Origin of the sequence: Streptomyces sp. NPDC005722 (assembly GCF_040630935.1) — a bacterium.
GTDB lineage: Bacteria > Actinomycetota > Actinomycetes > Streptomycetales > Streptomycetaceae > Actinacidiphila.
In genome coordinates this window covers 41,442-54,392 of record NZ_JBEXYN010000034.1, presented here as the reverse complement: position 1 = coordinate 54,392, position 12,951 = coordinate 41,442, and the positions used below count along the sequence as shown (strand labels likewise).

The 12,951-nt window shown below is 72.5% G+C and carries 11 protein-coding genes; 8 read left to right on the top strand and 3 right to left on the bottom strand.

Annotated elements, in window-relative coordinates; all coding sequences use genetic code 11:
- Window positions 1–25 precede the first annotated feature (25 nt).
- On the top strand, window positions 26–544 hold the full coding sequence (locus tag ABZ479_RS30265; protein ID WP_500464528.1) for a LysM peptidoglycan-binding domain-containing protein: 519 nt from the start codon (window positions 26–28) through the stop codon (window positions 542–544).
- Window positions 545–937: 393 nt separating this feature from the next.
- The gene (locus ABZ479_RS30260) at window positions 938–2,266 is read left to right on the top strand and encodes a glycosyltransferase family 4 protein (RefSeq protein WP_500464527.1); all 1,329 of its coding nucleotides are present in this window, start codon (window positions 938–940) and stop codon (window positions 2,264–2,266) included.
- An 85-nt stretch (window positions 2,267–2,351) separates the two neighbouring features.
- Here ABZ479_RS30260 and ctaD read toward each other — a convergent pair whose 3' ends face one another.
- The gene (gene ctaD / locus ABZ479_RS30255) at window positions 2,352–4,064 is read right to left on the bottom strand and encodes an aa3-type cytochrome oxidase subunit I (protein ID WP_500464526.1); all 1,713 of its coding nucleotides are present in this window, start codon (window positions 4,062–4,064) and stop codon (window positions 2,352–2,354) included.
- 320 nt (window positions 4,065–4,384) lie between these two features.
- On the opposite strand from ctaD, the gene ABZ479_RS30250 reads away from it, so the two are divergent.
- The 3 genes from ABZ479_RS30250 (at window position 4,385) to ABZ479_RS30240 (ending at window position 6,118) form a co-directional block, all read left to right on the top strand.
- Window positions 4,385–5,290, top strand: a complete 906-nt coding sequence (locus ABZ479_RS30250) for a bifunctional DNA primase/polymerase (protein WP_500464525.1) — start codon at window positions 4,385–4,387, stop codon at window positions 5,288–5,290.
- Window positions 5,291–5,294: 4 nt separating this feature from the next.
- On the top strand, window positions 5,295–5,684 hold the full coding sequence (locus ABZ479_RS30245) for a DUF779 domain-containing protein (protein WP_499603810.1): 390 nt from the start codon (window positions 5,295–5,297) through the stop codon (window positions 5,682–5,684).
- Window positions 5,685–5,902: 218 nt separating this feature from the next.
- Window positions 5,903–6,118 (top strand): I78 family peptidase inhibitor, encoded by a 216-nt coding sequence (locus tag ABZ479_RS30240; RefSeq protein ID WP_500464524.1) that lies wholly within the window; start codon window positions 5,903–5,905, stop codon window positions 6,116–6,118.
- Window positions 6,119–6,235: 117 nt separating this feature from the next.
- Here the strand turns inward: ABZ479_RS30240 and ABZ479_RS30235 are convergent, their stop codons facing one another.
- Window positions 6,236–7,240, bottom strand: coding sequence for a phosphatase PAP2 family protein (locus tag ABZ479_RS30235; protein ID WP_500464523.1), 1,005 nt, complete (start codon window positions 7,238–7,240; stop codon window positions 6,236–6,238).
- 668 nt (window positions 7,241–7,908) lie between these two features.
- Here ABZ479_RS30235 and ABZ479_RS30230 point away from each other — a divergent pair.
- Window positions 7,909–9,537, top strand: a complete 1,629-nt coding sequence (locus ABZ479_RS30230; RefSeq protein WP_500464522.1) for an MFS transporter — start codon at window positions 7,909–7,911, stop codon at window positions 9,535–9,537.
- A gap of 82 nt (window positions 9,538–9,619) precedes the next feature.
- Window positions 9,620–10,804, top strand: coding sequence for an acyl-CoA dehydrogenase family protein (locus ABZ479_RS30225; RefSeq protein WP_500464521.1), 1,185 nt, complete (start codon window positions 9,620–9,622; stop codon window positions 10,802–10,804).
- A 48-nt stretch (window positions 10,805–10,852) separates the two neighbouring features.
- Here the strand turns inward: ABZ479_RS30225 and ABZ479_RS30220 are convergent, their stop codons facing one another.
- On the bottom strand, window positions 10,853–11,302 hold the full coding sequence (locus ABZ479_RS30220; protein WP_499603801.1) for a cell division protein SepF: 450 nt from the start codon (window positions 11,300–11,302) through the stop codon (window positions 10,853–10,855).
- Window positions 11,303–11,595: 293 nt separating this feature from the next.
- On the opposite strand from ABZ479_RS30220, the gene ABZ479_RS30215 reads away from it, so the two are divergent.
- A complete protein-coding gene (locus tag ABZ479_RS30215; RefSeq protein ID WP_500464520.1) occupies window positions 11,596–12,738 on the top strand; it encodes a DUF5685 family protein in 1,143 nt (380 codons plus the stop codon).
- The last annotated feature ends 213 nt before the right edge of the window (window positions 12,739–12,951 follow it).

Below are 12,951 nucleotides of genomic sequence, written 5' to 3'. Positions count from 1 at the left end.
CCGCGCCGCGCCTAGCCTGGCCCGCATGTTCCGCCCCCGCCGTCCCGCGGTGACCGCGCTCGCCCTGCTCGCCACCTCGGCGGCCCTCGCCACCTCGGCGGCACTCGCCACCGGCGTCGCGCGGGCCGACGGGCACGCCCCCGTCTGGGTGGAGCTCGCGAACTGCGAGAGCAGCAACCGCTGGAAGACCAACACCGGCAACGGCTTCTACGGCGGGCTGCAGATCTTCCAGCCCACCTGGGCCGAACACGGTGGCCTCGACCTGGCGTCCCGGCCCGACCGCGCCACCCCCGACCAGCAGGTGACCGTCGCCGAGGAGATCCTCCGCGACCAGGGCTGGGAGGCCTGGCCGACCTGTGCGCAGCGCCTGCGGCTGGCCGGCCGTGCGCACGCCGTCCAGTCCGGCGAGACCCTGGAGTCCGTGGCCCGGCGCTTCGACGTCAGCGGCGGCGCGGCGGAGCTGTACCGGCTCAACCAGGACGTCGTCGGCTCCGATCCGGCCCGCCCGCTCACCCCCGGGACGCTGCTGCGCCTGCCGAAGTGAGACCGGCGGGCACGCTGTGAGCGCTTCCCCGAGCCCCGCCGTGCGCTGCTCCATGTCCCACCGACCCCGTGCCCGTGGCCTCCGCCGTCCACCGTCACCCGGTGCGCCCTTAGCCCGGTGGGGTGATACCGCGGACGCCGGCCTGGGGGCCTGAGCCGTCCGCGGAAGGCGGCGTGGAGCGCGATCACCGCGCCGCGGTAGGGCCTCCGTACCGCGTGGTGCGGCATCCGGGGAGGATGCCTCGGGACCTCACGTGAATGTCACAACGAGGAAACAACGGGGACATGACGGGGAACCGGGTAGGCGGACGGGGGCAACCTGTTGGTTCCCGAGGCGGTCTTGCCAGTACGAGGGGGGACACCGGTCGTGGCGAGCAGGAGAACGCGGAGACGCATGCGCATTTCCATACTGATCCACAACGCATACGGAGTCGGGGGCACCATCCGCACGACGTACAACCTGGCAAGTGCCTTGGCCGAGCGGTACGAGGTCGAGATCGTGTCAGTGTTCCGCCACCGTGACGAGCCTGTCTTCACCCTCGATGCGCGCGTCGGCCTGCGTCACCTGGTGGACTTGCGCCGGACCAGCAGGACGTGCGACCTCGACGACCCGCTGTACGGCCGGCCGGCCAAGGTCTTCCCCTCCGGCGAGAACCGGTACGAGCAGTACAACGCACTCACCGACCAGCGGATCGCGGCACACCTTGCGTCACTCGACGCCGACGTCGTCGTCGGCACGCGCCCCGGGCTGAACGTCCACATCGCCCTGCAGGCCCCGCGGCACGTGGTGCGGATCGCGCAGGAGCACCTGACCCTGGAGACCCACCGCGTACCGCTCATCCTCACGCTGCGCCGGTTGTACCCACGGCTGGACGCGGTCACCACGACCACCGAGGCCGACGCCGCCGCCTACCGGCGCAGGCTGCGGCTGCCCGGCGTGCTGCTGGTCCCCCTGCCGAACAGCGTCCCCGACCCGGGCGTCGCGCCCAGCACGCTGGACGCCAAGTACGTCGTGGCGGCCGGCCGGCTGGCCCCGGTCAAGCGCTACGAGGACCTCATCAGGGCCTTCGTCAAGGTCGCGGCGGAACGCCCGGACTGGGGTCTGAGACTGTACGGCTCGGGTGCGCAGAGGGAGAAGCTGGAGCGGCTCATCGCGCGCCTGGACATCGGGGACCGGGTGACCATGATGGGCACCTCCTCGCCGATCGAGCCGGAGATGGCCAAGGGGTCGATGCTCGCGGTCTCCTCCAGCATGGAGTCGTTCGGCATGACCATCGTCGAGGCGATGCGCGTCGGTCTGCCGGTGGTGAGCACCGACTGCCCGCTCGGTCCCGGCGAGATCATCAGCGACGGGGTGGACGGCCTGCTGGTGCCCCCGCGGGACGTGGACGCGCTGGCCGCGGCGATGCTCCGGCTGATCAACGACGACGAGCTGCGCCACCGCATGGGCCGGGCGGCCCTGGAGAAGGGCGCCAGGTACGACCCCGCGGAGATCGCGGGCCACTTCGAACGGCTGCTGGAGGTACTCCTCGCCCGGCGGGTGGGCGCCGTGGGCCGGCTGCGCGCGGTCGGCCGCCACGTCGGTGGCCTGGGCGTGGGTGTCGTCTACTCGGGCAAGGACCTCGCCCGCGCGGCCAAGCGGCGGGCCCGCAGGCTCCGCAAGAAGCTCCGCGGGAGCGGGCGCAAGGCCGGGTCCCCGGCGCGGGGCCGGTCCGCGGGATAGCGGGATGGCGGGGTCCTGGCCGCGGGTCAGCGCGGGCCGGGCCGGACGGGGCGGGGCGGTACGGCGTCGTGGCGCCCCGCCCCGCTCAGCCGTTCTCCCCGGCCCCGGCTCCGGGGTCGACGGCGTCGCGGCGGCCGGTGGACCGTGCCTGGTCGAGGGCGGCGACCTCCGGGTGGTGCAGGTCGAAGGCGGGGGACTCGGAGCGGATCCGCGGCAGCGTCGCGAAGTTGTGCCGCGGCGGCGGACACGAGGTCGCCCATTCCAGTGAACGGCCGAAGCCCCAGGGGTCGTCGACCTCCACCCGCCGGCCGTACCGGGCGGTGCACCACACGTTGTAGAGGAACGGCAGGGTGGACAGACCCAGCAGGAACGCCCCGATCGTCGAGATCGTGTTGAGCACCGTGAAGCCGTCCGCCGCCAGGTAGTCGGCGTACCGCCGGGGCATGCCCGCCACGCCCAGCCAGTGCTGGACGAGGAAGGTGGTGTGGAAGCCGACGAAGAGCGTCCAGAAGTGGATCATCCCCAGCCGCTCGTCGAGCATCTTCCCGGTGAACTTCGGCCACCAGAAGTGGAAGCCGGCGAACATCGCGAACACCACCGTCCCGAAGACCACGTAGTGGAAGTGGGCCACCACGAAGTACGAGTCGCTGACCTGGAAGTCCAGCGGAGGCGAGGCGAGGATCACCCCGGTGAGGCCGCCGAACAGGAAGCTCACCAGGAAGCCGACGGACCACAGCATCGGGGTCTCGAAGGACAGCGAGCCGTGCAGCATCGTGCCGATCCAGTTGAAGAACTTCACCCCGGTCGGCACCGCGATGAGGAACGACAGCAGCGAGAAGAACGGCAGCAGGACGGCGCCGGTGACGAACATGTGGTGCGCCCACACCACCATCGACAGGCCGGTGATGGCCATCGTCGCGCCGACCAGCGTCGTGTAGCCGAAGACCGGCTTGCGCGAGAAGACCGGGATGACCTCGGTGACGATGCCGAAGAACGGCAGCGCGATGATGTACACCTCCGGGTGGCCGAAGAACCAGAACAGGTGCTGCCACAGCAGCGCCCCGCCGTTCCCCGGCTCGAAGACGACCGAGCCGAAGCGCCGGTCCGCCTCCAGCACCAGCAGCGTCGCCGCCAGCACCGGGAAGGCCATCAGCACCAGCACCGAGGTGAAGAGCACGTTCCAGGTGAAGATCGGCATCCGGAACATGGTCATGCCGGGGGCGCGCATCCCCAGGATCGTCGTGACGAAGTTGACCGCGCCGAGGATGGTGCCGAAGCCCGACAGCGCCAGCCCCATGATCCACATGTCGGCGCCGATCCCCGGCGAACGGGTCAGGCTGTTCAGCGGCGCGTAGGCGAACCAGCCGAAGGAGGCGCCGCCGGTCGGCGTCAGGAAACTGCCCAGCACGATCAGGCCGCCGAAGAGGAAGAGCCAGTACGACAGCATGTTCAGCCGGGGGAAGGCGACGTCCGGCGAACCGATCTGCAAGGGCATGATCTCGTTGGCGAACCCGGCGAAGGTCGGGGTGGCGAAGAGCAGCAGCATGATCGTGCCGTGGACGGTGAACAACTGGTTGTAGCGGTCGTTCGTCATCAGCTGCAGACCGGGGCGGGCGAGTTCGGCGCGCATCAGCAGGGCCATGAACCCGGCGGCGAGGAAGAAGCCGAAGGACGTGATCAGGTAGAGGTGGCCGATCTTCTTGTGGTCGGTGGTGGTCAGCCAGTCCACCATCAGCCGCCCGGGCCGCCGGGGTGCCTTCGGCCGTCCGGTCGTGGTCCGTGCTGCGTACGTCCCCATCGGAGCGTTCCCTCGCGGTAGGAGATCCTGCCGGTACCCGCGGTCCTGCGTACTCGATCCTCCGTACAGTCTCGGGCAGACGGCCCGTCATGCGACGGACCGGGACGGGACGGCCGTGCCGCGTCGTCGACGGGTGTCGGTCCGGAGCGTCACCATGGGGGGTGACCGGCCCGGGCGGGAGAGGGCGCGTGAGGGCTCGTCAGGCACCCGGTGCCGGGCGGGCCGGCGGCTCGTAGGGGCTGTTCGGCGCGCCATTGAGTGGGCGGTCGAACGAAAGTACGATAAAGAGGCCATGCCGTAGCGCATCGAGGGGGCACCCCGTGACGCATCCGGACCACGACCGCGCGCTGGAGTGCGCGCTCGCCGCCGCGCGGCGCGGCTTCCCGGTCATCCCGCTGTCGCGGACCAAACTCCCGGCGGTCCGTTCACCCCACCGGGGGGAGACCGGCCGCGGGATGTGCCGCGGCCAGTGCGGACGGCTCGGCCACGGTGTGCACGACGCCGCCACCGAGCCCGCCCGGATAGCCGAGCTGTTCGCCGCCGCTCCCTGGGCCGGCGGGTACGGGATCGCCTGCGGGCGCGCGCCGCACTACCTGATCGGCCTCGACCTGGACCGCAAGGACGGCGTCGACGGCGTGACCGACCTGGTGGACCTGGCCGCCCGGTGGGGCTTCGCCGTGCCGTGGACGCGCACGGTGATCACCCCGAGCGGCGGCCGGCACCTGTGGCTGCGCGGGCCGGCCGAGGTGATCGTGCCCAACTCCGTGCGCCGGCTCGGCAACGGGATCGACGTGCGCGGCAGCGGCGGCTACCTCGTGGGGCCCGGCTCGGTCACCACGGCCGGCTTCTACCGCTGGGACCCGCCGACGGCCTCGATGCCGCCGGCCGCCGTGCCCAGGAGACTGCTGCGGCTGCTGCTGGCGACCCCGCAGCGCCGGGCCGTGCGGGCCGCGGCGGGCGGTGCCGGCGGTGGTGGGGGTGGCGGCACGGCCGAGCCGCTGATCCGCTTCGTCCTCGGCTCGCCGGTGGGGGAGCGCAACGAGCGGCTCTTCTGGGCCGCCTGCCGGGCGTTCGAGAACGGGCACGGCGACCGGGTCGCCGCGGAGATGGTCGGAGCGGCCGTCAGCACCGGCCTGCCGGAACGCGAGGCGGAGTCGACCGTGGGCTCCGCCCGCCGGCATGTCCTGCGGGGGTCTGGCGGGCGGCGCCCGGCGGGAGCACTCTGACCCCATGACCTCAACCGCACCGAGGGCCCGCCGGGTCGACGTCACCGAGGAGGCCGCGGGGCTGCTGCGGCTGCTCGCCGACCAGCACGGCCCGTTGATGTTCCACCAGTCCGGCGGCTGCTGCGACGGCAGTTCGCCCATGTGCTACCTGCTGGGCGAGTTCCTCACCGGGGACTCCGACGTGCACCTCGGCGACCTCGACGTCCCGGGCGTCGACCCGGTGCCCGTGTGGATGTCGCGCGACCAGTTCGCCTACTGGAGCCACACGCATCTGACGATCGACGTGGTGCCGGGGCGCGGCAGCGGCTTCTCGCTCGAAGCACCCACGGGCAACCGGTTTCTGATTCGGTCCCGGCTGCTGACGGACGACGAGCTGTCGTCGCTGGGGATGTGATGTGAGGGAAGTGTGTGGATCGTTTCCCGGAATTCCGCCGGGACCGGTCCGGCCGGTTTTCCGCGGTCCGGACCGCGAATTCGGCGGCCGATTGGAAAAGTCGCCCCCAAAGAGTGAACGGTGCACGCCAAACGCTGCCCGGGATTCTGTGACAGAAGTGTGACGATCAAGCCGGCCGCGCCTTCCGTCACGGCTCGTGTGCGCCTACGGTTGCTCACATGGCAACCGATCCGACCGCCGCACGGCAACCGCAGGACGAACCGGAGACCTACGTCGGCCTCCCCGCCGACGAGGCCGAGCGCCGGGCCACCGAGCGCGGCTGGAGCGCGGTGCGCGCCCTGCCGCCGGGCGCCGTCATCACCATGGAGTACCGGGTGGGCCGGCTCAACTTCACCGTCGAGGGCGGCCGGGTGACCCGCTGCTGGAGCGGCTGAGGTCCCCCGTACCGCCCCGCACCACGGCGAAGGCCCCGGCCGCCCCTGTGAGGGGCGGCCGGGGCCTTCGTACGCGGCGCGGGCGGGGTTGAGTGTGCGTACCGGCCCCGCGGGCGGTCAGCCGGTGGCGTTGCGGCCGCGGGCCACGCCGGCCTGGCCGACGGGAGCCGGGCGGCCCGGCCGGTCCGTGGGCGGGCGGCGGCTGCCGGCCGGGGTGACGGGGGTGCGCTCGTGCCGGTTGGTGTGCGGGCGGGCCGGGTGGTGCGCCACCCCCGGGGTGGGCGCCGTCGCGCGGCCGCTGAGAACGACGGGCTCGAGTGGGCCGTCAGGGTTGTCGGCGAGCTGCGCGGAGGCCATCGACGCGTTCGCTACGGGGGCCGCGGCCGGAGCCGGCGCGGTGCGGCGGCGGCGCGCCCAGGCGGCGGTCATCCGCTGCTCGGCGGAGGCCATCAGGGGCTCGAACCAGGGCAGTGCCAGCAGGATCAGCAGGCCGGCCGCCCAGCCGAGCAGGACGTCGCTGACCCAGTGGGTGCCGAGGTAGATGGTGGTCATGCCGACGCCCAGCGCCAGCAGCGCCGCGATCACGGAGGTGACCCGGCGGACCCACGGGGTGGTGGCCAGATAGGCCAGGACCCCCCAGGTCACCACCGCGTTCGCGGTGTGACCGGAGGGAAATATATCGCCGCCGGCGAAGAGTTCGGCCGATCCGGCGCTGGTCGCGTAGTGCGGGCCGAGCCTGCCGAGGCCGTACTTCACCGAACCCACGGTGACGTTCAGCAGCAGCAGCGACGTGCCCAGCACGAGCAGCGGGTGCAGGGTGCGGTGGCGGCAGGCGCGCCAGCCCAGCCAGGAGGCCACGATCACGGCCGTCGGGCCGCGCTGGCCCAGGACCACGAAGTAGTCCAGGAAGGCGTGGATCTGCGGCCATTGCTTGTACGGCCGCCACATCATGACCTGCCAGTCCAGGGTCACGAGCTTTGACGTGGTCAGGACGGCTACGACGATGGCCACGTAGGCCACGAGCGTCGAGCCGAACAGCAGTACGCGTGTCCGGCTCATACCCGGGGGCGCCTGGGCCGTCTCGGGCTCCTCCATGAGGCGAAGCTTGTCATCGGTACGCACTCAATCGACGTTACAGCGTGTGATGGCGGAGTTCGGCCGGAGGGACGGGTTCGTAATGACGATGTGATGTGGACTCCGTCTCACTCCACCCATTGGCCGTAGCGCTGACGTGCGCATTGAGCCGAATGCGGGAACTCCTTGATTTTATGTTTCGAAGTGCTTCCGGAGGGTCTTGTGAAATAGTGCGTTCGATTTTCTTATGCCTTGTTTATCTTTGATTGGCCGTCACTTCTCCTGGAGTTCGCCCGGCCTTGGCCCGGGCCGCCCCCGGGCCGCCCCCGTGCCGTCCGGACCGGCCGCCGCGGGCCGGAGGCGGGCGGGCGGTCGGGGCGGATTCCCCGTCGGCGGGTGCGTGAACGCATGGGAAGGGCGTGCGCGTTGGCTCGCGCGCCCCCGGACCGTGCTGCGTGCGACGGGAACGGACGGGTACACGAGACCGCGTGGACACCCCGGCGGACGGCCCGCCGGCACCGGAAACGTCCGGCAGGTCGCCGGCGGATGACCGTCACGTGACGACGGCCACGGGGCAACGTGACCTGCGCCACCCACCATCGGCGCGGACTCGCGTAGTCTGACGACTTCACTCGCCCTCGTCACTGGGTTCCCCCGGGACCGTCCCCCTCGTCCTGCCCAGGGACACCGCGAGAGCACCGCTGGGAGGTACGTACATGACAGGGACGTCCTCGGCCGGCTTTCCCGCGCGGGCCGCCGTCCCACGGCACGATCGACCGGTCAACCGCTGGACCGTGCTGATCGTCCTCTGCGTCAGCCTGCTGCTCGTCGCCCTCGACGCGACCGTGCTGCACGTCGCCGTTCCCGCGGTGAGCGAGGACCTGCGCCCCGGCGCGATCGAGCTGCTGTGGATCGTCGACGCCTATCCGCTGGTCGCCGCGTCCTTGCTGATCCTCTTCGGCACCCTCGGGGACCGGGTCGGAAGACGCCGGATCCTGCTGCTCGGCTACGCGATCTTCGCGGCCGCCTCGGCGGTGGCCGCCTTCGCGCCCGACCCGCACGTGCTGATCGCGGCCCGCGCCCTGCTCGGCGTCGGCGGTGCGATGATCATGCCGGCGACGCTGTCGATCCTCCGGCAGGTCTTCCCCGACCGCCGTGAGCGGGCCGTCGCCATCGGCGTGTGGAGCGCCGTCGCGGCCGTCGGCGCCGCCGTCGGGCCGGTCCTCGGCGGTTTCCTCGTCGAGCACTTCTGGTGGGGCTCGGTCTTCCTGATCAACATCCCGCTGATGGCCGTCATCCTTCCGGTGGCCCGCTGGCTGCTGCCGGAGTCCCGCGGGGAGCTGGACGGGCCCTGGGACGTCCTGGGCGCGGTGATGGCCGCGCTGGGCATCCTCGGCGCCATCCTCGGCGTCAAGCGGATCGGCGGCGGCGCGGCCCCGTACGGGCCCTCCGTGCTGGTCCCGCTGCTCGTTGGCCTGGGTCTGCTGGTGCTGTCCGTGCGCCGGCAGCGGCGGCGCGAGCACCCGCTCATCGACATACGCATGTTCACCAGGCCCGCCTTCGGCACCTCCGTGGGCTGCATCGTGCTGGCGCTGCTCGCCCTCGTCGGCCTGGAACTGATCGCCGTCCAGTACCTGCAGCTGGTCCTCGGCCTGAGCCCCCTGCAGACCGGGCTGCGGCTGCTGCCGCTCACCCTCGCCGCCATGGGCGCCGGCCTGCTCGGCTCCCGGATGCTCGGCGGCCTCGGGCCGCGTGTCATGGTCAGCTCCGGCTTCGTCCTCACCGCGTGCGCGGTGCTCGTGCTCACCCTGATGGGCCAGCACGACCGGCCGGGAGTGCTGGCCACGGGCTTCGTCCTGCTCGGCTTCGGGCTGGAGACCACGCTCTTCGGCGCGTACGAGTCCATGCTCAGCGACGCCCCCGCCGAGCAGGCGGGCGGCGCCGCCGCGATCGGCGAGACGTCCTACCAGATGGGCGCCGGACTCGGCATCGCGCTGCTGGGCAGTGTCATGAACGCCGCCTACGCCCCCGGCGTCGCCCGGGTCCCCGGCGTGCCCGCCGAGGCCGGCGCCTCGGCCGGGAAGTCGCTCGGCGAGGCCTACGAGGTCTCCGACCACCTCGGCGGCTCCGCCGGGGCCTCCCTGCGGCACGCCGCACGGCACGCCTTCGTGCACGGGATGCACCTCACCCTGGTGGTCAGCGCCGGGCTGCTGCTGCTCGGCGCGGTCGCCGCGCTGCGGCTGCCCCGCCGGATGGAGTGCGGAACGGCGGCCCAGCGGGCCGCCACGCCCGGCATCCCCTCCCCGCGCGAGCACGCCCTGGCCGGCGCCGACGTGTCGCGCTGAGCACACCGCCGGGGGCTTTACCCGCCCCCGCCGCGGAAGTAGCTTCGTCGGCGAAGCGCAGTGATCACCGGAGAGGACGACGATGTCCGCTGGAAGGCCGCAGTTCGACCCGTACGACCCGCTCGGCATCGACGACCTGCTGGACGACGAGGACCGCGCCGTACGGGACACCGTCCGGGTCTGGGCCGCCGACCGCGTGCTGCCGCACGTGGCCGAGTGGTACGAGCGCGGGGAGCTGCCCGGGATCCGCGAGCTGGCCCGGGAACTCGGCTCGATCGGCGCGCTGGGCATGTCGCTCACCGGCTACGGCTGCGCGGGTGCCACCGCCGTCCAGTACGGCCTGGCCTGCCTGGAGCTGGAGGCGGCCGACTCCGGCATCCGCTCGCTCGTCTCCGTCCAGGGCTCGCTGGCGATGTACGCGATCCACCGCTACGGCTCCGAGGAGCAGAAGCAGCGGTGGCTGCCGCGGATGGCGGCCGGCGAGGTCATCGGCTGCTTCGGGCTCACCGAGCCCGACCACGGCTCCGACCCGGCGGGCATGCGCACCCACGCCAAGCGGGACGGCTCCGACTGGATCCTGAACGGCCGCAAGATGTGGATCACCAACGGCTCGGTCGCCGGCGTCGCCGTGGTGTGGGCCCAGACCGACGAGGGCATCCGCGGTTTCGCCGTGCCCACCGACGCCCCCGGGTTCTCCGCCCCCGAGATCAAGCACAAGTGGTCGCTGCGCGCCTCCGTCACCAGCGAGCTGGTCATGGACGACGTCCGCCTGCCCGCCGACGCGGTCCTGCCCGGGGTCACCGGCCTGCGCGGCCCGCTCAGCTGCCTGAACCACGCCCGCTACGGCATCGTCTGGGGCGCCATGGGCGCCGCGCGCAGCAGCTTCGAGGCCGCCCTGGAGTACTCCCGCACCCGTGAGCAGTTCGGCCGGCCCATCGGCGGCTTCCAGCTGACCCAGGCCAAGCTCGCCGACATGGCGCTCGAACTGCACAAGGGCGTCCTCCTCGCGCACCACCTCGGGCGGCGCATGGACGCGGGCACGCTCCGTCCCGAACAGGTCAGCTTCGGCAAGCTCAACAACGTGCGCGAGGCGATCGAGATCTGCCGCACGGCCCGGACCGTGCTGGGCGCGAACGGGATCTCGCTGGAGTACCCCGTCATGCGGCACGCGACCAACCTGGAGTCCGTGCTGACCTACGAGGGCACCGTCGAGATGCACCAGCTCGTGCTCGGCAAGGCGCTCACCGGGATCGACGCCTTCCGGTAGCCGCGAGGACGGCGCCGGGTCCCGGGACCCGGCGCCGTCCCCCCGCGGTCAGTTCTGGTTGAAGAAGCCGTCGCCCCCGCGCTTGCTGTCGGCGTTGACGACCAGGTAGTCGGGCGGGGTCAGCAGGAAGACGCGGTTCGCCACGCGGTCGATGGAACCGCGCAGGCCGAAGGTGAGTCCGGCCGCGAAGTCGACGACGCGCTTGGCGTCGGCGGGGTCCATGGCCGTCAGGTTGACGATGACCGGGACGCCGTCCCGGAACAGCTCGCCGATGCCGCGGGCGTCCCGGAAGCCGTCCGGGGTGACCGTCGCGATCCGGCGTCCCTGCTCCTCGGCCGAGTCGGACGCCACGCGCACGCGGGGGTCGGTGACCCAGGAGTCGGGGGAGGACGTCTCGGCGCCGTCGCCGTAATCGGCGTAGTCCTCGTCGTAGTACTCCTCGGCGCTGTTGTCGTCGACGAGTCCCAGCCAGGCGCTCGCCCGTCGTACCGATCCCATGGACGCCTCCTCTCGCACGCGGTTCAGTTTGCCGTCCGCACCCCTATGGTCGTCCATGATGCGGATGATGCGCCAAGCGGATACCCACCGTGGGGTGGATTCGTGACAGACCTGGTGCATAAATCGCACTAGTGGCCCCCAGTCACCCCACGGAATACGGATCCTGACGGATCATCGGAAAGGGTCCCGCTCGGTAGAGTGATGCCGCACCGCCGGACAGCCGAACGGGTGGCGTACCGAACGACCAGCCGATGACGTGCTCCATTGCTGCGAATGACGTACGGGGGATTGCGATGTTCGGAATCGTCAGACCGTGCAGACACCGTCTGCCGGAGAAGCTGGCCATATCGTGGACGGCCCATCTGTGCGGCCTCTGCCTCGCCCTGAGGGACGATCACGGGCAACTGGCCAGGGTCGCCACGAATTACGACGGGCTCATCGTCTCGGTGCTGGTCGAGGCCCAGGCCGGGCGGGCGCGGGACGCCCGCCGCACCGCCGGGCCGTGCCCGCTGCGCGCGATGCGGACGGCGCCGGTCGCCCAGGGGGAGGGCGCGCGGCTGGCGGCGACGGTCTCGCTGGTGCTGGCCTCCGCGAAGGTGCGCGACCACATGGCGGACGGCGACGGGCTGCTGGCGCGCCGTCCGGTCGCCGCGGCGGCGCGCACGGTGGCCCGGCGCTGGGACCGGGCGGGCGCCGTGACCGGTTCGGGGCTCGGGTTCGACACCGCGGTGCTGCTGGACGCCGTCGGCCGGCAGACGGCCGTCGAGGCGGCCGCCGGTCCCGGCACGTCCCTGCTGACCGTCACCGAGCCCACCGAGACGGCCACCGCCGCCGCGTTCGGCCACACGGCGGTGCTCGCCGGGCGCCCGGCCAACCGCGCCCCGCTGGAGGAGGCGGGGCGCCTCTTCGGCCGCCTCGCCCACCTGCTGGACGCCGTGGAGGACCTGGAGGCCGACGCCGCGGCGGGCGCGTGGAACCCGCTGACCGCCACCGGCGCGAGCCTGGACGAGGCGCGCCGGCTGTGTGACGACGCCGTGCACGGGGTCCGGCTGGCGCTGCGGGACGTCGAGTTCGCCGACGGCGCGCTCGCCCACCTCCTGCTCGCCCATGAGCTGCGCCGCTCCGTGGACCGCGCGTTCGGCGCCTCGTGCGCCCACCACCCGGGCCCGGGCGGGCCCGGGCAGCCGGTGCAGTCGCCCTGGCTGACCCCCGGCCCCCCGCACCAGCAGGGCCCCCGCCGCGGCCTGCTCGCCGGGTGCGCGGTGTTCGCGGGGCTCTGCTGCACCTGCCAGATCTGCTGCCGGGACCACTACGAAGACCCCTGGAGCGGCAAGCGGCGCGAGGGCTGGTGCTCCAACTGCGACTGCTCCTCCTGCGACTGCGGCTGCGGTGACGGCTGTTGCTGTGACTGCGACTGCTGCGGCTGCGACTGCTGAGGGGGCGTGCGGCCCGTTCCCGGCGTGGGTGTCCGGTCTCGTGCGCTCGCCGGGCGGGTGAGGCGGTTCAACGGGCCTTGCGCGGTGGGGGGATCCCGCGGTGGCGGGGCTGGGTACGGGGCGGCCGCACAGCGGGGTTGCGTGCGGCGTTCCGCGGAAGGGGCGGGGCGGAGCCGCCCGTTCGCGCCAAACCGGGGGTGGGGTGGGGCGGTG